This window comes from uncultured Algoriphagus sp. (assembly GCF_963974835.1).
GTDB lineage: Bacteria > Bacteroidota > Bacteroidia > Cytophagales > Cyclobacteriaceae > Algoriphagus.
In genome coordinates this window covers 305,054-329,741 of sequence record NZ_CAXBET010000003.1, presented here as the reverse complement: position 1 = coordinate 329,741, position 24,688 = coordinate 305,054, and the positions used below count along the sequence as shown (strand labels likewise).

Annotated in this window: 20 protein-coding genes; 8 read left to right on the top strand and 12 right to left on the bottom strand. The window is 40.2% G+C overall.

All coding sequences use genetic code 11. The features are described from left to right. Positions 1-17: 17 nt before the first annotated feature. From AACZ73_RS09490 to lpxK, 3 genes are read right to left on the bottom strand one after another with little or no spacing between them, the layout of a single operon-like run. Entirely contained in the window at positions 18-629 is a 612-nt protein-coding gene (locus tag AACZ73_RS09490; RefSeq protein ID WP_339877319.1) for a tRNA-(ms[2]io[6]A)-hydroxylase, read from the bottom strand. A 1-nt stretch (position 630) separates the two neighbouring features. Next, positions 631-2,562 carry a putative porin gene (locus AACZ73_RS09485; protein WP_339877318.1) on the bottom strand — a complete coding sequence of 644 codons (1,932 nt, stop codon included), beginning with the start codon at positions 2,560-2,562 and terminating at the stop codon, positions 631-633. Further along, entirely contained in the window at positions 2,563-3,618 is a 1,056-nt protein-coding gene (gene lpxK, locus AACZ73_RS09480; protein ID WP_339877317.1) for a tetraacyldisaccharide 4'-kinase, read from the bottom strand. It lies immediately after the preceding gene. A 39-nt stretch (positions 3,619-3,657) separates the two neighbouring features. On the opposite strand from lpxK, the gene AACZ73_RS09475 reads away from it, so the two are divergent. From AACZ73_RS09475 to AACZ73_RS09465, 3 genes are all read left to right on the top strand, one after another. Beyond that, positions 3,658-4,758, top strand: a complete 1,101-nt coding sequence (locus AACZ73_RS09475) for a Nif3-like dinuclear metal center hexameric protein (RefSeq protein WP_339877316.1) — start codon at positions 3,658-3,660, stop codon at positions 4,756-4,758. A gap of 3 nt (positions 4,759-4,761) precedes the next feature. After that, positions 4,762-5,544, top strand: a complete 783-nt coding sequence (locus tag AACZ73_RS09470) for a C4-type zinc ribbon domain-containing protein (protein WP_339877315.1) — start codon at positions 4,762-4,764, stop codon at positions 5,542-5,544. 73 nt (positions 5,545-5,617) lie between these two features. Beyond that, a complete protein-coding gene (locus AACZ73_RS09465) occupies positions 5,618-6,064 on the top strand; it encodes a hypothetical protein (RefSeq protein ID WP_339877314.1) in 447 nt (148 codons plus the stop codon). Here AACZ73_RS09465 and AACZ73_RS09460 read toward each other — a convergent pair. Beyond that, positions 6,048-6,671, bottom strand: a complete 624-nt coding sequence (locus tag AACZ73_RS09460) for a histidine phosphatase family protein (protein ID WP_339877313.1) — start codon at positions 6,669-6,671, stop codon at positions 6,048-6,050. The two genes, AACZ73_RS09465 and AACZ73_RS09460, sit on opposite strands and share 17 nt — an antisense overlap. Positions 6,672-6,723: 52 nt before the next feature. Here AACZ73_RS09460 and AACZ73_RS09455 point away from each other — a divergent pair, with 52 nt between their 5' ends. Genes AACZ73_RS09455 through menD form a run of 3 tightly spaced genes read left to right on the top strand, consistent with a single transcriptional unit; the run spans position 6,724 to position 10,045 of the window. Next, the gene (locus tag AACZ73_RS09455; protein WP_339877312.1) at positions 6,724-7,146 is read left to right on the top strand and encodes a hotdog fold thioesterase; all 423 of its coding nucleotides are present in this window, start codon (positions 6,724-6,726) and stop codon (positions 7,144-7,146) included. Further along, positions 7,146-8,363, top strand: a complete 1,218-nt coding sequence (locus AACZ73_RS09450; RefSeq protein WP_339877311.1) for a chorismate-binding protein — start codon at positions 7,146-7,148, stop codon at positions 8,361-8,363. Before AACZ73_RS09455 ends, AACZ73_RS09450 begins: the two co-directional genes overlap by 1 nt. Further along, positions 8,360-10,045, top strand: coding sequence for a 2-succinyl-5-enolpyruvyl-6-hydroxy-3-cyclohexene-1-carboxylic-acid synthase (gene menD, locus AACZ73_RS09445; RefSeq protein ID WP_339877310.1), 1,686 nt, complete (start codon positions 8,360-8,362; stop codon positions 10,043-10,045). The genes AACZ73_RS09450 and menD overlap by 4 nt, the downstream gene beginning before the upstream one ends. On the opposite strand, the gene AACZ73_RS09440 is transcribed toward menD, so the two are convergent. The 3 genes from AACZ73_RS09440 to AACZ73_RS09430 form a co-directional block, all read right to left on the bottom strand. Further along, complete coding sequence (locus AACZ73_RS09440; protein ID WP_339877309.1) at positions 10,023-10,850, bottom strand: helix-turn-helix transcriptional regulator; 828 nt, start codon at positions 10,848-10,850, stop codon at positions 10,023-10,025. The two genes, menD and AACZ73_RS09440, sit on opposite strands and share 23 nt — an antisense overlap. 172 nt (positions 10,851-11,022) lie before the next feature. Next, positions 11,023-11,538 carry a VanZ family protein gene (locus AACZ73_RS09435; RefSeq protein WP_339877308.1) on the bottom strand — a complete coding sequence of 172 codons (516 nt, stop codon included), beginning with the start codon at positions 11,536-11,538 and terminating at the stop codon, positions 11,023-11,025. Positions 11,539-11,613: 75 nt separating this feature from the next. Beyond that, positions 11,614-12,480 carry a LysR family transcriptional regulator gene (locus tag AACZ73_RS09430; protein WP_339877307.1) on the bottom strand — a complete coding sequence of 289 codons (867 nt, stop codon included), beginning with the start codon at positions 12,478-12,480 and terminating at the stop codon, positions 11,614-11,616. Between the two features lie 100 nt (positions 12,481-12,580). Between AACZ73_RS09430 and hutH the strand changes: the two genes are divergently transcribed. Then, positions 12,581-14,146 (top strand): histidine ammonia-lyase, encoded by a 1,566-nt coding sequence (hutH, locus tag AACZ73_RS09425; RefSeq protein ID WP_339877306.1) that lies wholly within the window; start codon positions 12,581-12,583, stop codon positions 14,144-14,146. Positions 14,147-14,284: 138 nt separating this feature from the next. Then, entirely contained in the window at positions 14,285-15,241 is a 957-nt protein-coding gene (gene hutG, locus AACZ73_RS09420) for a formimidoylglutamase (RefSeq protein ID WP_339877305.1), read from the top strand. An 88-nt stretch (positions 15,242-15,329) separates the two neighbouring features. On the opposite strand, the gene AACZ73_RS09415 is transcribed toward hutG, so the two are convergent. The 5 genes from AACZ73_RS09415 to AACZ73_RS09395 form a co-directional block, all read right to left on the bottom strand. After that, positions 15,330-18,521, bottom strand: a complete 3,192-nt coding sequence (locus tag AACZ73_RS09415) for an efflux RND transporter permease subunit (RefSeq protein WP_339877304.1) — start codon at positions 18,519-18,521, stop codon at positions 15,330-15,332. Position 18,522: 1 nt separating this feature from the next. Beyond that, a complete protein-coding gene (locus AACZ73_RS09410) occupies positions 18,523-21,567 on the bottom strand; it encodes an efflux RND transporter permease subunit (RefSeq protein ID WP_339877303.1) in 3,045 nt (1,014 codons plus the stop codon). A 3-nt stretch (positions 21,568-21,570) separates the two neighbouring features. Further along, on the bottom strand, positions 21,571-22,641 hold the full coding sequence (locus AACZ73_RS09405; protein ID WP_339877302.1) for an efflux RND transporter periplasmic adaptor subunit: 1,071 nt from the start codon (positions 22,639-22,641) through the stop codon (positions 21,571-21,573). A gap of 200 nt (positions 22,642-22,841) precedes the next feature. Then, positions 22,842-23,915: a 6-bladed beta-propeller gene (locus AACZ73_RS09400; RefSeq protein ID WP_339877301.1), complete on the bottom strand. Its 1,074-nt coding sequence runs from the start codon at positions 23,913-23,915 to the stop codon at positions 22,842-22,844. Positions 23,916-24,128: 213 nt separating this feature from the next. Then, positions 24,129-24,587, bottom strand: a complete 459-nt coding sequence (locus AACZ73_RS09395) for a septal ring lytic transglycosylase RlpA family protein (protein ID WP_339877300.1) — start codon at positions 24,585-24,587, stop codon at positions 24,129-24,131. Between the last annotated feature and the right edge of the window lie 101 nt (positions 24,588-24,688).

Sequence of the window (24,688 nt, the reverse complement as noted above, 5' to 3'; positions counted from 1 at the left end):
GAAAATTTAAGAAAGTATCAGTGAATACGGTCGCCTCTGACGTCAAGCTTTCTCATTACCTCCTCTTCAAAAAGCAACCACTCTTGCCACCGTTGATTTACCGTTTCTTCATTTTGGTATTTTCTGGCTAGCTCGATAAAAGTAACGTAATGGCCAGCCTCAGAAACCATCAATTCATAGTAAAATCTCTTTAATTCTGGATCCTCAAGATGTGTGGAAAGCAACTTGAAACGCTCACAGCTTCTGGCCTCAATTAGGGCATTTAAAAGTAATTGCTCCGTGAGTTGTTGTGTTCTGCTTCCACCTTTTTTAACAAAATCAGTCAGCTGAATCACATATTCGTCTCTTCTAGGATATCCAAATTTCAAACCCCGTTTGCGAATCTGCTCAAGTACTCGCTCAAAATGCCCCCATTCTTCCGCCACGATTGGAGTAAGTGTATCTACTAATTCATCCAAATCATTAAATCTTAAAATGAGGCTAATGCAGGAAGATGCTGCCTTTTGCTCGCAATAAGCATGATCTGTCAATATATCCTCTAGCTGCATCTCCGCTATTCCCACCCATCGCGGATCGGTTGACAGCTTCAAATGCAACATTTTTTGTCTGGTGCTCTCTTCCCAACTCATATTAATCAAATAAATACCAGGTAATGCCTAGATCTATAAATGATTTATACCCCGTGTAATCAGGAGTAACAAAATAACCTTCATTGTTCATCAGGCCGCTATTCAAGTGATTGTATTTCAGCAATACCCGTGTACGGTTAATTCTGAAATCCAGGAACACATCTGCAACTGGATAAGCATATACATTAAAGTTATTCTGAAGGTAAAATTGCTGGGTTCCAGGAAAATAAGCTTCCGCATAATAATCTGAATGATATCTAATATCCAGGCCAAGCTGTACATAGACATTATCATTAAACATCGGACTGTCATAATAGAATTTGGTATTTCCGTAAAACTTCGGAATTCTAAATTTGTCACCAGCATCTCCCGAGATTTGAGTATATATGACCTCAGTGTCCCACTGGAATTTCTGTCCGATTCTCACATTAGCTTTTAATCCAGGGACGAGCATAAATGCTTCACCACCGGCTTGCTCCGCTATGCGCTTTTCGTTAAAGTAGACATAGTTATTTATCCTGTTGATCGTCAGAGAAGGTCTGATTTTTATATTTCTAAAATCTACTTTAAAAACACCTCGAATCTGATCTACTCCTATATTATCAAAATCATTTTCCCAGCGGTAGTGATTTCCATAATACATCTGCTGCATCATAGTAGGTTTGTATACTGCCTTTGTATAATCTACCTCAAGCCAAGGAGAAACAAATAATCCGTGCAGTTTGTATGCGCCGGGAATCAGATATTCTCCATCTGCACTGATTGACCAATTCTCAGAGATTTTTCCGATCAACTCACCTCCTAAATAGACTTCATTGAAATTATTTTTCTGAGGGTAAAAAGTACTTTTCATCCTGCCTGCTCTGAATTTAGCATGGGCGTTGTAGTAAAACCCCTTAAAGCTTCCTTTGAAACCTACTTCATTTCCCCATTCTTTAAAGTCACTGTAATTTCTGGTGGTATCTAATTGGCCGTTCAACCTATCGCTCGGATAGAACAGTGAATCACTGCTGGTTAAAGCTGCAGATAATGTAAAATCCTTATTCTTTTGATCAAAGATATGATAGATCTGCAGCTCATCTTGGATGCTATATTCATGATAAAACCTGTATTCCTGTCTCAGATCACTGGCCTGAGTATTGCTGAGCCATACCTTAGCATCTTCATAGGTAAAATAGACCGAGGTGCTATCTACATCAGGAGGAATGATTCCACCGATTTCGTTGACCCTGTGTAGCATTCTTGAAAAATTTCCCAAAAACCAATACTTCCCATTTTCAGATCGATAATTGGTATGCAAAGAATATGAATTTTGAACAGTCATATTATCATCTCTGGCAACTGGGTTAAGCGTTTTCCGAGCACGAATGGTATGAAAATCAAACCCAATATTCCATCGAGGATTCACGTTTCTGGCAAAGGCTATGTCCAGCATATTCCGCTGTCCTCCACCAAAATAAGCTGACATTTCTGTAAATGGAGACTTGGTATCGAAATACTTATTCTTTTCCGGTGCATGAAAATAGAGATCATAAGCACCAAAACCTGAAGTAGCTCCGATCACATCAGGTACCGCATAAAAAATTGGCTTAGTGGCACTTCCTATATTTCCCAAATCCTGGTATTTCCAATTGCTTTTGGAAACAGGCGCATAGTTGTGGAAATTATTCAGAGACGTATCCTGAGGGTAAAGTATCAGATTATTCCGTTTGATGTCTTTTTCAAAAAAATACAAACTTGTCTTAGGACCGTACACCATCCGCGTACTATCGTCCAGCAGCGATTTCCTTATTGCTCCCTCCTCCTCTTCTTCCTCCGGATTGACTCGCTGGCTAGGATTTTGGCCAGTTCTTGGGACAGTTACCTGTGAATAAGCGAAGTGGGACCCCACTAGGCTTAAGAAAAATAGGAAGCAGAGTAACCGTTTATTCACTTAGATTTCGTTCTTTTTAAAGACCTTTTGTTGGATTAGTTTTACTAAAGCCTGCTCACCCGATGATGAAAACCGAACTTCAATGGGAAGCACAAAAATCGGAATTTCTTCCAGAAAACCTTTCGGGGCTTTAGATTTAACTTTCACAGCGTCCTTTTCGGTCGTTAGCACAACGGCATTTTGAGAAACATGTTGCTTCCAGAAAGATCTAACTTTATCCAAATCAACTTCGGAATAGTCATGATGGTCTGGATAGCTCAGCACCTTTAACAATTCATATTTTCTTCCTACATACTCTACTAAGGGTTGATTATTTGCCAAACCCGTAAGCAGAATTATTTTGGATGAAAACCTCATTTTTTCCACCAAAGGCACTGGCTCTCCATATACAATAGACGAGAAAAGAACTGGAGTCTCTGGCCTACAATAATCCAAAACCCGACTCTTATAATCACCCTTCACTTTAGCATTCAATATCTCTGGACACTTTGAAACAATGATCACATCGGCCCTTTTTGCCCCAACTCTACTTTCCCTAAGTCTGCCCATGGGCAAAATAAAATCTGAGAAAAAAGGCCTTTGAAAGGTTGTCAATAAAATTTTCAAGTCTCCCTTTACATAGCGATGCTGAAATGCATCATCCAGAATAACTACCTCAGGAGAGTCCGACATTGAAGCGATTTCATTTAGTGCTTTCGCTCGATCTTCTCCCACAAATACAGAGATTTCATTTCCATATTTTTGGTAAATCTGAAATGGCTCATCCCCTATTTCATCAGGAGAAGTTTGTGAACTTGCCTGGAGAAAACCTTTTCTTTTCCGCCCGTAGCCTCTGCTCAACGTCGCCAATTTCTTCTCCTTCTTCATCATCCGAATCAGGTATTCTACCATTGGAGTTTTCCCCGTGCCACCTACACTCAGATTTCCAACCACTATACTTGGTATAGGTGAAGGGGTACTTTTCAACCATCCCAAATCGAAAAACCAATTCCGAAGTCTTGTGACCAAATCATAAAGCAAAGTAAAGGGATAAAGCAAAAAAGCGTACCAGCGCATTCCAGAATTACTAATTTTGATCAAATAAACGGAAAAATTATGGGATACAAGATTAGAGAAGTGATTTCCTACCTGGAGCAAATAGCACCTCCAGCCTATCAGGAATCATACGATAATGCCACTTTGATCACAGGAGATAGCAAAGCCGAAGTTACTGGCATAGTCTGTTCTCTTGACTGCACTGAATCCACCGTTGATGAAGCAATAGAACTAGGTGCCAATATGATTGTAGCTCACCATCCGATAGTTTTCAAAGGCTTGAAAAGCTTGACTGGGCGAAATTATGTCGAAAGAACGATCATCAAAGCGATCAAAAACAATATCGCCATTTACGCCATTCATACTAATCTTGATCATGTTGCACATGGAGTCAATAAGAGGATTTCTGATCGGTTGAATCTCCTAAACACAAAAATCTTACGGCCTAAAAAGCAATTACTTAGCAAACTGGTTTTCTTTGTACCGGAACTTCAAAAAGATAAAGTATTACAGGCGACCTATTCTGCCGGAGCAGGGAAAATCGGTGAATATTCGGATTGTTCATTTCAGATGAGAGGCACCGGTACTTTTACACCTTCAGCCAAAGCCAATCCGACTATCGGTAATCGGGAAAATGCACAAGAAGAGCAGGAAATCAGAGTGGAAGTTTTGGTTTCAAATCACCTTCTTCCCAGAGTCCTGAAAAACATGCGGGAAGCTCATCCTTACGAAGAAGTGGCTTATTATGTACAGGGATTAGAGAATGAAAACCAGGAAGTAGGGGCAGGAATGGTGGGAAGTTTACCTCAAGAAATGGAAGGAGAGGAATTTCTGGATTATCTAAAAGCCAAAATGGATTTGCAGGTGATAAAGCACACAGAAATTATTTCCCGGAAAATTAATAAAATCGCGGTTTGCGGAGGTGCTGGTATTTTCCTTCTCGAAGATGCCAAAAAAGCTGGGGCAGACGTGTTTGTCACAGCTGACGTGAAATACCACGAATTTTTTGATGCTGATGGAGCATTAATTCTCTGTGACATCGGACATTATGAGAGTGAAATTTTCACAAAAGAATTACTCAGGGAGTTTTTGTCACAAAATTTTCCTAATATTGCACTCTATTTGACAAAAGTAGTTACAAATCCCACATCCTACCGATAGTACATGGAAAGTACAGTAGCACAGAAACTCGAAGCTATTCACAACCTTCAACTTTTAGATTCAAAACTAGACGCCATCATCAAGGTTCGTGGAGCTCTTCCAGAAGAGGTTCAAGACTTAGAAGATGAAATCGCCGGTTACGAGACTCGATTGGAGAAATTTCAAAGCGAAATTGATTCTTTTGACAACGAAATCAAGGCGCTTAAAGAAAGCATCAAAGATTCTGAAAAACTGATCAAAAAGTACCAGGAGCAGCAGATGAATGTTCGCAATAACCGCGAGTATGATGCTATAACCAAGGAGTTAGAACTTCAGGATCTTGAAATTCAGGTTGCAAAGAAGAAAATCTCAGAAGCTGGTTTCAGAATTGATCAGAAAAAAGTGGACTTGGAAGAACTAAGTGCAGTTAAAAAAGATCGCCAAAAAGATCTGGATCAGAAAAACAGTGAATTGACTTCGATTGTATCTGAAAGCGAATCTGATGAAGCGAAATTGAATAATGATCGTGAAAAAGCAGTTAAAAAAGTTGACGAACGACTTTTAAAAGCCTATACTAAAATCAGAGCAAATGCCAAAAACGGACTTGCTGTGGTTATGGTTAAAAGAGGTGCTTGCGGTGGATGCTTTAATACAGTACCTCCACAAAGACAAGCAGATATTCGTGAGAAGAAAAAATTGATCGTATGTGAGCATTGCGGAAGAATCCTCGCAGGTGTGGAAGATGAGATCGTAGAAGAAGTAGCACCTAAAAAGAAAAGAACTACCAAAGCTTCAAAAGCTGATTAAGGTTTATAAAATACATAGTGCCAAGAAACCCCTGACTTAAAGTTTGGGGTTTCTTTTTGCCCATTTTTTTTGCATGGCAAGTAATAAATTCTCTATATTGAGAGTTATGAAAAGTCTTGGTATTCTAGTTATTATCTTATTTCTCTCACTTTCTGCATCTGCAAATGAGAATGAATCGAAAACTTTTTTGGTATTATTCAAATCGAAGGAATTAAAGTCTCTCAACACCTCTCTGAAAGACATTCAATCCCAATTTTCTTCTGCTTTTAAAGTCAGGTCTTACGCTGGAAATTCTGAACTGGCGATGATCATCAATATTCCTGAGTGCGAATTTGATGCTTGTTTTCTAGGCCAGTTTCTTGTTTCACTGGGTGAAGGTGAAGAAGTTAAATTGCAGGAAATTGCTTTCCGTCTCATTGATATGACGGCCAACAAAAAATCCCTGGAGAATTATTTGATTGCTTTCGAAGAAAGTCAACAAAAGAAGAAAAACGACAAAAGACCTACACCAGCTCCTTAAGATGCTCAGTATCGTTTCTTTTTAACAGCTCAAAACTTCCATCCTCATTTTCTTCCAATAGATATAGGCACAGGTTTTTGTGCTCAAACATGTCCATGTGACAAAGGTCCTGCTTCATTATCAAGCTTAGAAAGATTCGCATCGCACGTCCGTGCATACAAACTAAAATCGTTTCTCCAGGTCCTCCAACAATTGCATCGATACCACGCTGCATTCTCTTAGCGACGATATTTGGGCTTTCTCCGCCAGCTATACAATAATCCAGGTTCCCTTGCTGCCACTGCTCCAACATGTGCGTGTAATACTGACTTTCCTCAGGTGACATAGGTAAACCTTCGTAATCACCCCATGAAATCTCATTTAGATCCGTAGTAGAAATCGCGGGAATTCCTAAGTCCAAAAAGGATTGAATTGATTGTTTAGTACGCTGAAGCCCGGTGTAATAGGCTTGATCAAATGGGACATCTTTATAAGCCTGAAAAAATGCTTCCGCTTGGTTTCTTCCGTTCTGATTTATTGGAGCGTCTATTCCACTTCCTTGCACAACGCCTTTAAGATTGTAATCAGTTTGTCCGTGTCTTACGAGGTAAATTTTTTTTCGATTCAAGATTCTCTATTTTTGTCTACACCCCAAAGAAAACTCATTTACTTTAATTTTCATGGTATTCTCCCATAAGCCTTCGCTGGATCTGATAAATGAAACTGGAAAAAATACGATGACAGACCATTTGGGAATTGTATTTACGGAGATTGGTGATGATCATCTCTCAGCGACGATGCCCGTAGATGAGCGAACAAAACAGCCTATGGGTTTGTTGCATGGAGGAGCAAATGTAGTACTCGCCGAAACACTCGGAAGTGTAGCAGCCTCACTCACTATTGATTTAAAAAAACAAGTCTGTGTCGGTCTTGAAATAAACGCAAATCACCTAAAAGGCGTTAAATCAGGTTTAGTCACAGGAATCACCACTCCTATTCACATCGGGAAAACCACACAGGTTTGGGAAATTAAAATCACGAATGAGCAAGGCCAACTCTGCTGTATCAGTCGAATCACCATGGCGATTTTAGATAAAAAGTAATGCATACTAACGTAGCTACCAATCATACAAAATCAGAAATCATTCAATTACTATTGCAGTTGGGATTGACTTCTGGTGGTTCTTTCGCTATCTGGCGAAAGCCAAAATCCAATACTGTTGAAATAGTTTTAGATGACACGGCGGAGCCGGTTAAAGTAGATTTGACTATTGAAAATCTCGAGCCAGGCTTTATTGTCCATCCATTTGCCGACCAGGCAGACAAAAAAGCCTTTTTCATAAAAGCTAACAAGTATTTTTCTTTTGAACTGGACAAACCTTTTGCGCCAGACGAGCTTCCAGAATGGGTTAAAATCCAATTGAGCAAGCAAGAAAGACTTTCCACAGAGGAAATCAGAGAATTACTTATCAGGCAAACATTAATCAGTAAAGTACAACCCTCCAAACTAAGTGAAGATAAAGACCATTTCACTCAGTTGGTAATGGAAGGTATCAAGGCAATACAAGACAATAAACTTGAGAAAGTGGTACCTGCTCGCACGAAGACCATTTCTATTCCTTCCAATTTCAATTTAAGCTGTACTCTTTTGAGTATGATGGATGCTTATCCAAATGCATTTATCAACTTCTTCCATCTTCCAAATGTCGGAACCTGGATCGGGGCTTCTCCAGAGACTTTGATAGAAACCAAAGGTGAAATATTCTGCACCATGTCTCTTGCTGGCACACAAAAAGCAACTGGAGATAATCCTCTCAAATCAGTTGCCTGGACCCAAAAAGAAATTGAGGAGCAGGCCTTAGTAAGCAGATACATTGTTTCTTGCTTCAAAAAAATCAGATTACGTGAATACGAAGAGCATGGACCAAAGACCGTGTTGGCAGGCAATCTTCTACACTTAAGATCTGACTTTAAAATAAATATGCGGGAAACAGGATTTCCTGAACTTGGATCCATCATGCTCGGTCTTCTCCATCCTACTTCAGCGGTTTGCGGAATGCCTAGGCAAGAAGCGCATGATTTCCTTCAGGAATTTGAGGGTTTTGACCGATCCTTTTTCTCAGGATTTATCGGGCCAGTAAATATTCAGGGGAGTACTTCTATTTATGTGAATCTAAGGACAGCTAGTTTGCATGACAATGAAACGACTTTATATGCTGGCGCAGGTGTGACCGAAGATTCTGATCCTGACAAAGAATGGGAAGAAACAGAACTCAAGTGTCAAATCATCGGTAAATTCATCCAAAATCCAAGCGCTTGATACTTCAATCTGTAGTCGATCTAGTGGCGATTTGTGCCAAAAAAGGTGTGCAAAACGCAATTCTTTCTCCTGGCTCACGCTGCGCTCCTCTGACCATAGCTTTTGCCCGGCACCCACAAATACACACCAGAACAATCTCTGACGAACGCTCGGCCGCTTTTATAGCCTTAGGAGTTGCACAGCAATTGGAGGAACCAGTGGCCTTGATTTGTACCTCAGGATCTGCTGCGTTGAATTATTATCCGGCAATAGCCGAAGCGTTTTTCCAACAGGTTCCTTTATTAATTTTGACTGCCGATAGACCTGCTGAGTGGATAGACCAATACGACGGACAGACTATTTTCCAGCCAGATGTGTATGGAAAGCATGTGAAAAGAAGCTTCGAACTTCCGGATTCAAGTACTTTTCCAGATCAACTCTGGCAATCCTCGCGCATAGTAAATGAAGCCATCAATCTCGCCAAGCAATTTCCTGCTGGGCCAGTTCATATCAATATTCCACTTCGTGAGCCATTCTACCCGAACAAAGGAGAAGAATTGCTTTTTCCTGAGAAACCGCGGGTTTTCAACCTTTCGAAAAGTAAAATCCAACCTACGGAGGAATCCCTGATCAAACTTAAGAGCAGGTTGGAAATAGTGAAGAAAATACTGATTGTTCCTGGACAGCAACGTCCTAATGCTCAAATTCAAAGTATCCTAGATGAGCTCAGCAGCAATACAAATGCTGTAGTAGTCACAGACACGATCAGCAATTTGCAGTCTGATCAAACGATTTCGTTTCATGATCATTGGCTGGGACATCTGGAGATTTCCGAAAACCTAAAACCAGATTTGATTATCAGTTTTGGCAAATCTGTCATTTCAAAGTCACTCAAGCTTTTTCTTCGCAAGTCTCATGCATCTCACTGGCATGTACAGGAAGATGGAGCGGCCAAGGACACCTTTCAAAGACTTACTAGAAATATTACAGCTACGCCTTTATTTTTCCTCAATTGGCTCAATCAAAACCTTGCCGCGCAGGATAGTCATTTCTATCAAGCTTGGCATTTTCTCGAGAAATCAGTCTCTAAGGACCTTAGTATGGTACTCAGGGGACAACCTTTCGGAGAGTACTCAGCCTTGAGCATTTGTATGGATAAAATACCTTACCCTTCTAAAATACATGTGGCCAACAGTATGGCTGTTCGCTATTTGAATTTGCTGGGAAAAAGAAGTCAGGAGATCATCTGCAACAGAGGAACTTCAGGTATAGATGGATCTAATTCCACAGCAGTGGGCTGCACATTTACGACAAAGGAAATCGTAACACTTGTCACTGGAGACATGGCATTTTTTTACGACCGCAATGCATTTTGGCATAATTACACCATACCTAATCTTCGGATTATCTTGCTGAACAATCATGCCGGTGGGATTTTTAGATTAATCGATGGACCTGCAAATCAGCCAGAATTGGAAGAATTCTTTGAAACCAAACAAAAATTAACCGCGGAACATCTGGCAACGGAATTTGGCTTCTTCTACTCCAAAGTTGTTAATCAGGAAGAATTGGAAGCATCGCTACAGGACTTTTATAAAGACTCCCTTCATCCAAAAATTCTGGAAATCGAAACCTCAAGTCCGAAGAATGCTGAGATTTTGAAATCAGTAAAGGAGAAAATTAAGCTGTCACTTGTGAATTGAAAGTAGAATCGGGAGAAGAAGTTCTCCCGGATTTTTTAACATACCACATTAAGAAATAAATCGATGCAAGATCAAAAACAGCTTGAGTCAAAATCCCAAATATTGCACCTATCACGGATATAAATAGTACACCAGTCACCATACCTAAAACACCTAACGGTCCAATAATAGACTTCCAAGGGGATTCGAATTGTATGAAACTATAGCCGAGAAATAGATAAACTAACCCAAAATATCCTACATATAAAATCGAAAAAGTTGAAATCAAAGGTTCACCTGACTGAACCGTAAAAGTTTCTACGCATGCTCCCATCACATTGCTAATGATCATTACCCAACCGGCAAATTTTAAAGAAATATTGCTTGCATGGACCGCAACTTTGATGAATGCAATCATAAAAAATGTAAAACAGATAACAGAGGCTACTTTGACTGCGTAATAAAAATTCATTCCAAAATCTTGAATTTCATAAGGATTCATTAAAACCCTTTCCATTCGAAACTCTGTCATCGAAAGCAAGAAATAAATGACCCCTGCACCGCACGAAAAATAAATTAAATGCTTTAAGTTTTGCGGGAAGTCATTTTCAAGAGTTTCAATCTTCTTGTCGTTTTTTTCTTCCAAATCCATGCCCAAAGCCTCAAACAAAGCTTTGATCGTATAACTCCTCGGAGTCACTTCCCCTGCCTCGATACGCTGTATCGTCCGTACATTTAAATTGCATTTTTCGACCAACTCCTCCTGAGTCAATCCCTTTGCCTTTCTCATTTCAGAGATTTTCTTGCCTAATTCTGGTTGTTTCATAGTATGTATGTTTTTATTAACCATGGCAATTTCTCGGATTGGATTGTGACTTAAGGCGAAATAGGCTCGGTTTTGACCCGACATTTGCCCGACATTAGGGTTTAGAGGCTCAAATTAAAGATTAGTTAGAATTTAAAAAATTCAAAGCGAAGAGAATTGAATACTCTCTGCACTATTGATACTTTATAGGAAGCATATTTAGTTTGAGTAAAACTAGAAGGGCTACAATTAAAATGGTTCCTACAGCAATGATAATGTTGAAGGATTTTTGAGCTTTAAGAGGGCTTTTAAAAAATCCCCTAAATGCCAAATACAGCAAATAGCCAATAATGCCGCCAGTCGTATTTGTCATTACATCTGTGATATCAAATGTCCCTAATTTGAACAAATATTGTAAACCTTCGAGTATCAAACTAATCAGGAAAAAGAAGAACAGCTTAAAACCAAAAAGTTTATTTCTGAATAATGCTCCGGCATACATTCCCATCGGAAGGAAAATTACCACATTCATTATAGTCTCCATCATGGTAAAATAGCCATTGGCAAAAGGAATAAAATTGATCCTTCTTTCCTCCGTGTAAGAGAATTGAACTCCGAGCTTCAACAAAATGATCCACCCCACGACGATCAAATAAATCACAAATAAAAATTTTGTCAGCTTGTCAGAACTGGTTTGTGATTCATCCATTCTCTTTGATTTCAGTATACTTCATAATCGAATTTGGTAATTTTATTCTTTCGGAAAATATTAATTTCCTTATTTCTAGATCAAAGGCAAAACTTGCTTTAGCGCAGGATTTCTGTTTTTAGCTTTCCAAATTGCTGAAAGCTCCGTGAATTGCGGAATATTCGGAATCTGCATAAATCGGACGTTTAACTCATAACCTTCCTTGAGCGAAGTTGGCACAATCGCCACTCCCATTCCATTTTCTACTAGTTTGAAAATCGTCAGGGCATGGACCGACTTATGTCTGATCCTTGGGAAAAACCCCGCATCCTTACAAATCCCAATAATCTGCTCATAGTATAGATTACTGTAGTCCGAGGAAAACAGAACGAAGGATTCATCACGAAATTGATTGACAGAATGAAATTCCTCTACTTTTACTGGGTGATCTTTTGGCACTACCACTGAAAAGGTATCTCTTAAAACCACCTTCATTTCCAAGTCATTTGGCACAGATGCTAATCTTACAAAACCGAGATCCAACTTATCTTTCTCTATCATTTCCACTTGAACAGCATTACTTAATTCCTCCAAACTCGTACTGATCAAAGGCTGTTGAGAATTCAATTTTGAAAGCAATTTCGGTAAAACCTGATTGGATGCCGATCCTAAAAAGCCAACTCTTAGTTCACCAATTTTTCCTGCTGCGATCAACTTCAGCTGACTTCTTGTCATCTCTAGATGATTAAGTACAAAATCAACTTCTCCTTTTAGATAATGCCCAGCCACCGTCAACTGCACATGCTTCTGATCCCGTTCGAATAATTGAACTTCAAAAATCTCCTCCAATTGCTTGATCTGCCGGCTCAATCCTGGCTGTGAAATAAACAACCGGTCTGCTGCTTTCCGGAAATTCAACTCTTCCGCAACAGCTTTAAAATAATTGAGATGTCTTAATTCCATGATACCTCAAAGGTATCACATATTGACAAAATTGATATCAAAGCTTATCATTAACGAAAAGTATCTTTGCTGAAAACCTAGGATATTTACCCAATTATTAATGGAAATTTTCAGATACGGATTAGACCAACTGAAAGCCGGAATAGCCCTGAAGCTAGCGAGGAAAGAAATTAAAGGAATTCTCAGTCCTGAAACCCAGCAAAAAGTTCAAGCTTCTTCACAAGCAGTTGCCAATATTGCAAAAGGAGAAAAGGCAGTTTACGGAATCAATACAGGTTTTGGTCCTCTTTGCACCAGCAAAATATCCGCCGCTGACACCCAGATTTTACAGGAAAACCTATTAAAAAGTCACGCAGTAGGATTGGGAGAACCTGTTCCTATTGAAATTTCAAAGCTTATGCTGGTATTAAAATTACAGGCTTTAGCTCAGGGATATTCGGGAATTCGACTGCAAACATTGGATCGGATGATATGGATGCTGGAAAATGAAATGATTCCTGTCGTCCCCATCCAAGGGTCAGTTGGAGCGTCCGGTGATTTAGCACCTCTTTCTCATTTGTTTTTGCCATTGATTGGACTTGGCAGGATTAACTTTGATGGAGAAATCCAACGGACATCTCAAGTTTTCGAAAAGCTAGGAATGGAGGCACTTTCCCTTGGACCAAAAGAAGGTTTGGCATTGATCAACGGAACACAATTCATGGCTGCTTACGGAGTGAAAATCGTCGATCGCCTACATAATTTGCTGGTTCATGCAGACATTACCGGAGCGATGATGATAGAGGGATTGATGGGTTCGGTCAAACCATTTTCTCCGGAATTGCATCAGCTTAGGCCATTTGCAGGAAATCTACATGTAGCTCAGACAATTCTTAACTTACTTCATGAATCTGAAATCGTCAGTTCACATCTGAATTGCGCCCGGGTTCAAGACCCATATTCGTTGCGATGCATACCGCAGGTTCATGGTGCATCGAGAAATGCTTGGTTGCAACTAAAGGACGCCATCGAAACTGAAATCAATTCGGTGACTGACAATCCAGTAGTTTTCAGCGAAGATCACACAATTTCCGGAGGAAGTTTTCACGGTCAACCCATTGCTTTGCCTTTGGATTATGCCTGTCTTGCGGCTTCTGAATTGGGCAATATTTCAGATCGAAGAATTTATCTATCCCTTGAAGGCGATACTCCAGGTGTGCCGAAATTACTTTTAAATGAAACTGGTTTGAATTCCGGTTTGATGATTCCGCAATATACCACAGCAGCTTTGGCTTCAGAAAATAAAGGACTTTGCTTTCCTGCCTCTGCAGACAGCATTCCAACTTCTTTGGGACAAGAAGACCATGTCAGTATGGGGTCGATCGGTGCCAGAAAAGCATTAAGGGTAATTGAGAATGTGGAGAAAATAATAGGTATAGAGCTATTTTATGCGGCTCAGGCTATGGATTTTCACGCCCCGTTAAAATCCGGAAAAGTAATGACTGCAATTCATGAGCATGTACGAACCAAAATCACCCCTGTTGTCAAGGACCGAGTAATGACCGAGGACATGGAAGCTGCAATCGATCTGATTCAATCGGGGGATCTGATCAAGATAGCAAATGAGGTAGCGATTAAAGAAGATTTGCCTTTCAAGACTAAGTGGAGTGCGATATTTGATTATTAAAATTGCCAGAAGATTAAAGATGGGTGGGTTTCTGAATCTCAACTTTTTGAATATTACCTAAAAACAGAATACATTGTTTCTGATATTTACTGCACAAAGTGCAACTTTTAGTTATTACAAAATATTACAATACACTATATGCTTCATCAAAACCCAAATCCATCCCTTTGGACAGGCAGAAAATCGGAATCTATTGAATACTGGCATCAAGCTGCTATTTCGGTCAGAGACCTCAAACTGGAAGAAGGTCAGGAGACTCCAAAAGTTGGTATCTTAGGATATGCGGGTGAAGAAGGAGTGAAAAGAAATCAAGGCAGACTGGGAACCGCAGAAGGGCCAAATGCAATACGCAAAAGTCTAGGAATGCTAGCTTTTCATCTTCCTGAGAAGAGTAGAATTTTCGATTATGGAGACATTTACACAGAGAATTCCGATCTAGAGTCCAGCCATGATCTGATTACAAAAACCGTTTTGAATTTATTGGAAACCAAACATTTCCCGATCCTTTTAGGAGGTGGACATGATTTGGCTTTAGCTCACGGCAGAGGTATTTACAAGCATTTAGCTTCCAAAAATCAGAAACTGGGCATCATCAATATGGATGCGCATTTTGACCTCCGACCTACCATCGATGGCAAGGCGCATTCTGGCTCCCCCTTTCTTCAACTTGCTGAGGAAAATATAAATACATTCAAGTATTTATGTCTAGGTGTGCAGCGATCTGTCAATCCAAAATCCCTTTTCAAAACTGCAGAAGATGTTGGGGCAAAATGGATGGTGATGGAAGATTTCAGATTGAACAACTGGGAAGTAATTCAGGAAAAGATCCTCTGGTTTTTGGACTCTGTGGACAAAGTCTATCTCAGCGTGGATATGGACGGTTTTTCATCGGCTTTTGCTCCAGGCGTATCAGCACCATCTCCGATGGGCTTCAGACCCGAGTTTGCATTTAAGGTTTTTGAGTTGCTTGCATCTAGCAAAAAACTGATTTCAATGGATGTAGTTGAACTCAATCCTGCTTTTGACCACGATCATGCTACGGCAAGGTTGGCTGCCAGATGCGCCGAATATGTAGCCCGAAAAGTGCTGGCATAAAATCAAATTAACTAAATTTTAAACGGGAAGGTGAAGTAAACGAGGATAGCTACCAAACGCTCTATCTAAGAGTGTTAATGCGTAAATTCTATTTCCCATTTCTCCGTGTGAAAAACCACCTCCTCTTATTCTTAAACTCCTTTTTATGGGTTTCCGGAGCAGGTGACAATGGAATATCAATTTGAGTTTTCTTCCATAATAATACCGGAAGTACCCAGAACACGCCAATCATACTAAATATCAATCCGCCGATCGTCCCAATAGCGAGTGAGAACCAGAATATCTCATTTTGACCTTCCATGATGAATGGAATCAAACCAAAACAAGTGGACATAATAGTAAGCAAAATCGGGATAGCCTTACCAGCTACAGACTTTAGTACATTTCTATTATAGATCCCTTGAACTCTGTTATTCAAATCATTCACAATAAAGATTCCTGCATTCACAGCCAATCCTCCCAACATGACAAAGGCTGCATAACCACCTTGATCGAAATAAAAGTCGAATAGTGAAAAGATAAGGAAAAGGCCTATGAAACTTATAGGAATGATCACGATGATATAAACCGGCTGTTTCAAGTTCTCGAACAAAACTGAGCAAATCATAAATATCCCGATAATCAGTAGACCCAATAAGGAGTACTGCCGCTTTTGTTGCTCGTAATTCCACGAATAACTTTCCTTCTTGGCTTCATAGCCTATAGGCATCGACAACTTCATTTCATCAAGCACTTCCTCCAGGTATTCATTTCCAAATTTAGCAGACCCCATGTACTCAAAAGCTACAATCCGGATATATTGTCTATCTTCTTTGTGAAGTGAATTGGTGGTAGTTTCCTTATTCAATGTCCCATAATCGGAAATCTTAAAAACTCTGTTTTCTCCTCCGATCAGCCCTTTTTGTTCCAGATCAAACTTGCTAAAATCTCCAGACTTGCGCTCACGAATAACCAGCCCATAGTTCGTATCCTCTAAAGTCAATGTAGTGGAAGGGCCTCGCGGCTTAGACATATCCAGCAAGGCTGTAATTACTTCATATTGATTAGTCTGACCGAGTGCAATTTTGTTTTGATCAAGTCGCAGCACATACTCTTCTGTTTTCTGCTCTCCATAGCCCATCCTCTCATTAGTTTTTACTTCCTGAATCCGTTTATGCGCCAAAAGCTTTTCTGCCAACACATTCGCCTGTCGTTCTAATTCATCGAAGTTGTAACCTTTCATTTTTACACGATAGGTAGGGATCTGCTCGCTGGAGCCACCAGTGTAAAATCCTTGCCCTACTCCGTACACAGTCCACTGGGCACCGGACCAATCCGTTGATTTCACGGATAATTTTCCTTTCAACTGATAGGGCAACGCTCCTCTTTCATAGGCCTCCTTGAATGTAATTTCTATCGAAGCACTTTGTCCTGAATATACGGAAGTGACAAATTGATCTATGCCCTCTACGTCTTTCAGGTAAGTTTCAAATTCCCTCATAATAAAATCCATCTGCTCAAGTGTATTGCCAAAGGGCAATCGACAGCTGACATACAATCTGGTTTTTGCTGCCTCTCTATAGCCACTTTTTTCATACACCCCCCTTACAAACATTCGCATGGATCCACCCAAAACTTTGTCCACATAGGGTCTGATCTCTTCCTGATAGAAAGTATTACCCACCGTCTTGTTATACCATTCGTGATCTTCCCATTTGGCTGGGAGGAAAAATATTGGCAGTCCGAAAAGTAATATCAGAAGTGTAAGAAATGTTTTTCGGTATTTAGCTGTCCACGCGATACCATTTTCATAGCTTCGCAAAGCTTTGACCCGATTACGCAGCTTTGGAATGGTAAGTTTCCTTCCTTTTGTCACCGACTCTTTGAACAATACCTGATAAAAGGCTGGAGTAAAAACAAGAGCGATCAAAAGTGATATCCCCAACATTACGGATACTACGATGGAAAATTCGGTCAGATTTCTTCGGTCTTCTTCCGGCAGGAAAAAAACAATCATCAACGCAGCAATCGTAGTCAGAGATGCTGCCAGTAGTGCCAGAAACACCTTACGGTTTTTGTGCTTATGCAAATGATCGATCATGATGATCGCATTGTCCACTATCAGACCAAAACTAATCGTCAATCCTGCTAGGGAATACATGTGTATGTCCACTTTCAGGAAATATAAAACAATAGCACAAAGGCTAAGATTGGCCAATATTCCGAGAAACAGAATGCTGAGGTATTTGATATTTCTATTGATCAGGAAGATAAATACAACCAAAATCAAAATTGAGAGGCCAGATCTTTTGTAAATTTTGTTGAGCTCCTTTTCTAGGAACTCGGTATCATCATTTTCCAATCTTACTTCAAAACCTGCAGGAAGTAGTTGCCCGGCTTCTTCGATGGCAAGTTTTAGATTTTGTGCCAGCAATACTTTATTCACTCCATCCCGATTGAATACAGAGAGAGTTACCGAATTATTTCCGTTAATCCGGAAATATTGACTAGGCTCTGCTTCTTCCAAAGTCAGGTTTGCCACATCCCTAAGCCGCACTTCCATACCATCCAATTCGCTTACTACAAGCTTTTCCAGTTGTGCCTTGTCTTTAAGCGAGCGATCCACCTGCACAAAGAGCGTCTTGCCTTGATTATTCATCACAGCACCCGGAAAACTTAGGCCGAAAGCACTTCTTATGCTATTTTCTACCTGACTACGAGTAACCTCAAATGCCTGCATTTTTTGAATATCGTAGGTGACAAAAAGTTGCAGGTCATTCGCTCCACGAACGTTCACTTCCTCCACTTCTTCGAAGCGAGTCAATGCAGGTTTGAGCACGTCCTCAGCTATTTTTTTTATTTCAAAAGACGCAAAGGGTCCGTTTACGCTATAGGTCAAAATCGGAGTTTTCTCCTCTGACCTAGCTTGAGATGACTGGGTAACTATGGGAAATCCTACCCGGGAATCCATCTGGGGGTAAATCTGCCGAATCATGGAAGAGATTTCAAATTTCTTCATTTCCATATCCGACTTCTTATCAAAAGTCAATAAGATAAATCCCCCATTGTAATTGGAAGTGGATCTGATCTCCTTCAGTTCAGAAAGCCTGGAAAAGGCACCTTCCAAAGGCGACGTGGCAAGCTTCTCTACTATTTCCGGTGAGGCATTATTTATTCCATAAGAGATGGACAAAACCGGAGATTTCTCCTTGGGATTCAAATCCACCGAAAGCATAGGAATCACAGCCAATCCTAGAATTGACACGACTACAAAGACTATCAGAATTCTGAATGGAGTCATGCTAGGTTGCTTTCAAAGATTTCTTGGAAACAGTAAACCAATAAGCTAATGGGACAAAATATAAAGCCGTCAACGTACCAATCGTCAATCCACCTATCACTGCAAATACTAAAGGACGCTGTAAATCTGCTCCCAAACCACTGCTGAATACAATAGGAATCAATGCCAAAATCGTAGTAATCGAAGTCATCAAAATTGGTTTCAGACGAATCTGACCTGCTTTGTGAAGTGCCATTTCCAGCGCTTCAGCAGCAGAAACAGTATCTGACTCTACGAAATCTACACGAAGTCTATTGATAGTATCTATTTTCAGGATAGCATCATTCACCATGATTCCAAGCATCACCACCAACCCGATAGCAGACATAACATTGAGCGAAGCTCCAAAAATAAAAAGAACTAAAAACGCACCACCTACACCAAGTGGCAAAGTGAATACAACGATCAATGGCTGGATAAAGCTCTCGAACTGCGCAGCCAAGATAAAGTATAGAAGCAAGACTGAAATCAATAATATACCAATCAGCTGACGGATGTTTTCCTTGTCTTTAAAGTACTGACCCACTACACTCACACCTAGATTTTTATCCTGACCCCAGCGGAGGTATTCACTCAACTGATCATCAGGATTCTCAGCAGTGACATTTAGCGATTGAAAGATCCCTCCCTTATCTGCAGTTACATATTTGTAATGATCTTCATACTGATACTCTACAAATTCACCGAGAATGTAAGAAGTAGTATCGGAAGCGATTACTCGGGTATTGCGCAGCAAGTCTTCAAAGCGAGCATTCGGCTCCTTCAGACGGATGGGAGTAATCTCCCCAAATCTTCTGATATCTGTGATGGTATAGCTTCCAAAAAGCTTGGAGATCTGCTCTTGGATCAAATCTACAGGGATCTGATAGGTTGCCATTTTATCCGCCCGAAGCGTAAAAACCACCGAAGCCTCTTTTTGCAGACCAGGTCCACGCTCCCATTCTTGGGTTGGAAATTGGCTAAGCCAAGGATCCATTTTTTCCTCAGACACAGGTTCTTTGGCAGTCAGATCTTTCCATCTCACTTCGTAAAAAGGCATATTGGAACTGAATAGCTGATCAAAAGCATTTGGTGCATCACCGAGTGTAAAAGCTGCTTCCGGATAATTTTCTTTGAGATTAGCTTCCAAAACCTGAATCGCAGATACCTTTTCTTTTACGGTAGGAAATAGAAAATAGAGCAAGGACTGCTGAATGGAATTCTCCCCATCAAAAAGTAAAAACTGTTTGACTCCCACATCCGCTTCAGCTTGCTCATATTTGCCATCCAGGGTTTGTAAAAGAGCCAGAACTCTGTCTCTGTTTTCTCTTGCAGAAATTGGCTCGCTCCAATCCACTTCCAGCGTTGCATCCAGTTTTTCTATCTCCGGCAAACCAGTGGTTTTTAGCAAAATACCAACAGCCAAACCTATTGGGATCAACAACAGAAATACCAGAATTGCCACTTTCCTATTTCCCGTGATTTTGCGATAGCCAATTTCATACAGTCCTAATATTCTACTGAAAAACGCACCTTCCCCATCGTCATAAGCCTTTTTGCTTCGCGAAAACATCAGGAAATAAAGCATCGGCAGCAGGATAAAAGCCACGGCAAGTGATACGGATAATATGGCAGTCACTGCCACAGCCTGATCGAAGAACAATGCTCCGGAAATCCCGCTAAGGAAAACCAGTGGGACAAATACCGCCAAGGTAGTAAGCACCGAACTGATCAGTGCTCCCATGACTTCATTGACCCCTTCCACACATGCTTCAAAAAGCGGCAACCCACTTTCCCGCTTACGGGTAATATTATCCAACACGATGATTGCATTATCAATCAGCATCCCAATACCAAGCGCCAAACCAGATAGAGAAATGATATTGATAGAAAGATCGAAAAAGTAAAAAATCAGGAAAGAAATCAGCAAGGAGGACGGGAGACTAACGCCTATAATGAGGGGAAGTCTATAGTCTTTCATAAATAGGAAAAGTACTGCAAATGCGAAAACACCTCCGAAAAGCAAAGAAGTCTCCAAATTGGAAATGGCAGCATTCAGAAGGTTCGACTGATCCTGCGTCAGCTCAAATCCTACTTGTGGATAATCTTGCCTGAACAATTCCAATGATTTTTTCAACTCTGGAATAAGCTCATTCATTTTGGCGGAAGCCTGCTTATGAACCGTAATTACAAGACTTTCCTGAGTTCCATACAGATGGTAACCTAGCGTCTCCTGATTTTCATAGCTTACCTCTGCCAATTTTCCCAAAGGAATAATCACTCCTGAAGAAGCGGCCACAGGTAATGTCTCAATATCTTTAGGGGTATCCACTCTGGTAGCCAGCCGCAAATAATAGCGGAATTGTCCATCTTTCACAGATATTCCGGGAAGCTCAGAATTACCCGATTGAATCGCAGCGATCACATTTTGCTGAGTCATCCCCAGTGCAGATAGAGCCTCCTCATTTGGCTTCACCGTTATGATCCGCTCCTTTTTCCCATTGATATCTACCAGCGAAACTCCAGGCAGTTGCTCAATCCTTTTTTTCAGGACATTCTCTGCAAGCAAACTTACTTCTACTTCATCGACACCCTCATTTGGCACGACTTGTACACGAGCTACCGGGATATCTGAGGTATTGATCCGGATGACTTCCGGTCGGCTTAGATCCTCCGGAAGGCCGTTGGTTAGTCTATCTATTTTTTCATTGACATCAATATATGCCAGCTCCATTTTGGTACCGTAGTCGAATGTCAATCGGATGGTGCCAACTTCAGAACCTGCTTTGGAATCCATTTCCTCTAAGCCATTCAGCGTGATCAGTCCTTCACGGATAGGGTTCAAGACATTTTGCTCGATCGCTTCAGGAGATGCGTTGGGATAATTAACCTTCACCACGATCTGTGGCACATCGATAGGCGGCAAAAGAGAAATCGGTAGCGTTCGCAAGACGATGAATGCAAAAACCATCAGCGCCATAAAAGTCATAAAAACTGCAATCGGCCGGGACAGTAAAAATCTAACCATCGCTTATTCTTTTATAATTTGAACCGGTGCTTGGTGCGCTAGTTGAAGATTATTGGAGGTGATTACTGTGCTGTTTTCCTCAAGTCCATCGAGAATCTCCACTTCTTCCCCATTGTCCTTGCCCACCTCTACATAGTTCCACTTTGACTCCTTGTTTTCTATAGAAAAAACTACTGCTCGTCCAGATCTATAGACCAAAGCATCCTTTGGAACTACCAGGGAATTATTTTGTGGAGCTCGAATAATGGCTCTTGCATTCATACCTGGAAGCAAGGCTTTATTTGCAGCTAGGGTTACTGATACCTGAACCAGGCCAGATTCATCTACTTTGGGATTGATGCCGGTAACCTTTCCGCTTAGAGCAGTTTGGGTATTGGATATAGGATAAACTTCTACTTTTTGGTTGATGGAAATAAGACTGATATCGGATTCCAGTACTTTTACTTTAAGGATAAACTCATTTGTACCAAGAATCTGACAAAGCTCCGTATTTGCTGTGACCAAACTTCCAGCCTTGTACATCAGATCGGCCACTTGACCAGAAATAGGAGCTTTCACTACACTTCTATCAAATGCCATCTGAGCTTCTTTGAGCTCTACTTCTGATAGGAAAACGCCCGATTTGGCCCTAAGTTGCTCATCAACTACAGCCTTTTGGTCTGTATTGTCAGATTCAAACAAAGTCGCGAAACCCATCTTCATGGATTCATATTCAGCATTAGCATTCCTGAGTGAAATCTTCGCCTTTTCCAAGTTAAACTCTGCTTCAGTAAGATCCAGTGTTGCAATAACATCCCCTTTTTTGACGTACTGCCCTTCCTGAACATTTACTTCTAAGAGATAACCGGCCTGCTCGATTACTGCTAATACCTCGGAACCGGCCTCAAGTTTCCCTGTTGCATTAATGAGATAATCAAAGCTTTTGCGCTCAGCAGTAGCGATATTCACTTCTGTGGCAGCGACTTCGTTTCTAAAGGATTCTGTTGGAGCTTCTTCGACTTTTTCCTTTTCTTCCTGGCAAGATGGAAAAAGAACTATTAAAAAACCGAAAAGTAAGAGAGTGGAGTTTTTCATTGAAATAGTAGTTTCAGCTAATAAGAAACTAACTTATTCTTCAATGTCAAAATGATTATTGCCGAAAGGGTGTTAAAAAAAGTAAATGAATTAAGAAAAAAATCGATTAATCTGCTTGATTGACCTACCGAAGAATTGATTTTGGATTGATTAGCCATCTCGGTAAGATGATTTCCTTAAATGAGAAAAATCAAAATCTTCTACAAACTATTTTTCAGTTTAAAACTCATCACGATCGTCTCTTCCAAATCTGTCTGCTTTAATATGTTAAGCAATTCCTCATCATAAACAGAACCAGACTTGATAAAATCAACTATGTAATCTTGATAAATGCCTACGCTTTCCATATTTGAAGCGATGAAAAAACGCGCAGATTCCTGTGAATAGGATGCCATATTATAAGGGCCTTTGAAAAACATTTGAAGATACACATCATCAAATTTCCCTTTTGCGGCATGTTTCATATTCAAATGCCCAAACTTTTGACCACTTGACAATCTTACTCCCAAGGTGTAGCCATTTGATAATCCTTCCCTAAAGTGATAATAACAGATAAATTCACCCTTCCCACCGAGCTCGAACTTGGTCAGTATATTCTGATTACGTTTATTTCTTTCACTCTCCTTAAATGCCATATAATTAGAGGTGGAAGACTCCGAAAATCTGCCAGGGAAATTTATGTCATATGTAGCAGAATCAACTTCGGATCCCTCTACAATCTTATAAATTATAGAGGATAAAGGATACGTATAGTAATTCCCATTAATAAAACCTGTGTAATTCATAGCCTGATAGTTTCCATCTTCGGCATAGGCCATTTTTTTGTCTAGCAATACTCCATCTGGGCTATAAATATTAATATTAAATTGATCTTCTCCTTCAATCAAATAAGAGTACAAAGCCAAATTCTCTGAATTCAAAACACTTATTTGTGCTCCCCAGTCTTCAAATTTAACTGTACGGACAAATTCGAAAGTTGAAGCATTAAAAACATAAACAGAAAAATCCCCTCTTGAATAAATATAAATCTGATTTTCATAAACATCGAAATCAGTGACCTCATCAAACTCCTCAGGACCTTCTCCTCGATTCCCAACTAAGCCTAGGAAGTTTCCGACTTTGTCGAAAGCAAAAACAACGCTCCTCTTCTGATCTAGAATAAAAAGCTTATCTCCTATTTCCCGAATCTTACTTGCAATCGTGATTTTTAATGAATCAGGAGTTTTCAATAAGATAAAATCAGCCTCCGAAAACAACTCTCTGGGTGAAATCAATGAATCAGTTTTTATAACTTTTCAAAATCAATGACTTTTTCATGTATTCTACTTTCCTCAACAGATTCCTCTCCACAGGAAGAAATCAGGGCAATCAAAAAACCAAAAAAGAACAGAGTAGAGTTTTTCATTGAAGTAATATATTTCAATGGTTAAGAAACTAACTACTTTTTCAATGAGGAAATGCTTTTTGTCAAAGGAGTGTTAACGATTCTAAAAAAATGTTATAGAATTATCAATTTCTACAACAGGCGGACTAATAGCATGTACTACAGGTCGTAAGCGCATAGTAGCAGGTGCATTTTCCCCAAAGTAATCAATAAGGCGATTGATTTCTTCCGGACTTTCCACTTCGATGCGCACAGGAGCTATCCCGTCTTTGATTAGGCCTAGCTCCGTACCTGCTTTTCTGGAAAGATCAATAGTCCTCTTTGAGTTTTTCGGAAGTCTATCATTGACTCTCACCCAAACAAATTCTCCCGTATCGATCCGTGTTACCTTGACCCTTGTATCAAAAGGCAAAGTCTTGTGAGCCGCAGTGAGGCTATCCATATGAAAAATCTCACCATTGGAGGTCTTCTTTAAATGAAATCTTCTACCGTAAAAACTCGCCGTTCCTTCCTGAATAAGCAAGGCATCAGGAACCAGCTCAGGCTGAGTTGGCTCTGACATGATTGTAGCTACTAAAAGAATAAACCAATTCCACATAGGATGACCCGGATTATCGCTTGCCGTTCCAATAAAGATGCCAATTAATGTCAATTGTATCAAAT

Excerpts from the sequence above, each read along its gene's own strand:
- AACZ73_RS09395 (WP_339877300.1), bottom strand. The coding sequence starts at position 24,587 with ATGTCAGAGCCAACTCAGCCTGAGCTGGTTCCTGATGCCTTGCTTATT.
- AACZ73_RS09405 (WP_339877302.1), bottom strand. The coding sequence starts at position 22,641 with ATGAAAAACTCCACTCTCTTACTTTTCGGTTTTTTAATAGTTCTTTTT.
- AACZ73_RS09465 (WP_339877314.1), top strand. The coding sequence starts at position 5,618 with ATGGCAAGTAATAAATTCTCTATATTGAGAGTTATGAAAAGTCTTGGT.
- AACZ73_RS09455 (WP_339877312.1), top strand. The coding sequence starts at position 6,724 with ATGGTATTCTCCCATAAGCCTTCGCTGGATCTGATAAATGAAACTGGA.
- AACZ73_RS09410 (WP_339877303.1), bottom strand. The coding sequence starts at position 21,567 with ATGGTTAGATTTTTACTGTCCCGGCCGATTGCAGTTTTTATGACTTTT.
- hutG (WP_339877305.1), top strand. The coding sequence starts at position 14,285 with ATGCTTCATCAAAACCCAAATCCATCCCTTTGGACAGGCAGAAAATCG.
- AACZ73_RS09450 (WP_339877311.1), top strand. The coding sequence starts at position 7,146 with ATGCATACTAACGTAGCTACCAATCATACAAAATCAGAAATCATTCAA.
- hutH (WP_339877306.1), top strand. The coding sequence starts at position 12,581 with ATGGAAATTTTCAGATACGGATTAGACCAACTGAAAGCCGGAATAGCC.
- AACZ73_RS09475 (WP_339877316.1), top strand. The coding sequence starts at position 3,658 with ATGGGATACAAGATTAGAGAAGTGATTTCCTACCTGGAGCAAATAGCA.
- AACZ73_RS09430 (WP_339877307.1), bottom strand. The coding sequence starts at position 12,480 with ATGGAATTAAGACATCTCAATTATTTTAAAGCTGTTGCGGAAGAGTTG.
- AACZ73_RS09490 (WP_339877319.1), bottom strand. The coding sequence starts at position 629 with ATGAGTTGGGAAGAGAGCACCAGACAAAAAATGTTGCATTTGAAGCTG.
- lpxK (WP_339877317.1), bottom strand. The coding sequence starts at position 3,618 with ATGCGCTGGTACGCTTTTTTGCTTTATCCCTTTACTTTGCTTTATGAT.
- AACZ73_RS09470 (WP_339877315.1), top strand. The coding sequence starts at position 4,762 with ATGGAAAGTACAGTAGCACAGAAACTCGAAGCTATTCACAACCTTCAA.
- AACZ73_RS09415 (WP_339877304.1), bottom strand. The coding sequence starts at position 18,521 with ATGACTCCATTCAGAATTCTGATAGTCTTTGTAGTCGTGTCAATTCTA.
- AACZ73_RS09435 (WP_339877308.1), bottom strand. The coding sequence starts at position 11,538 with ATGGATGAATCACAAACCAGTTCTGACAAGCTGACAAAATTTTTATTT.
- AACZ73_RS09440 (WP_339877309.1), bottom strand. The coding sequence starts at position 10,850 with ATGAAACAACCAGAATTAGGCAAGAAAATCTCTGAAATGAGAAAGGCA.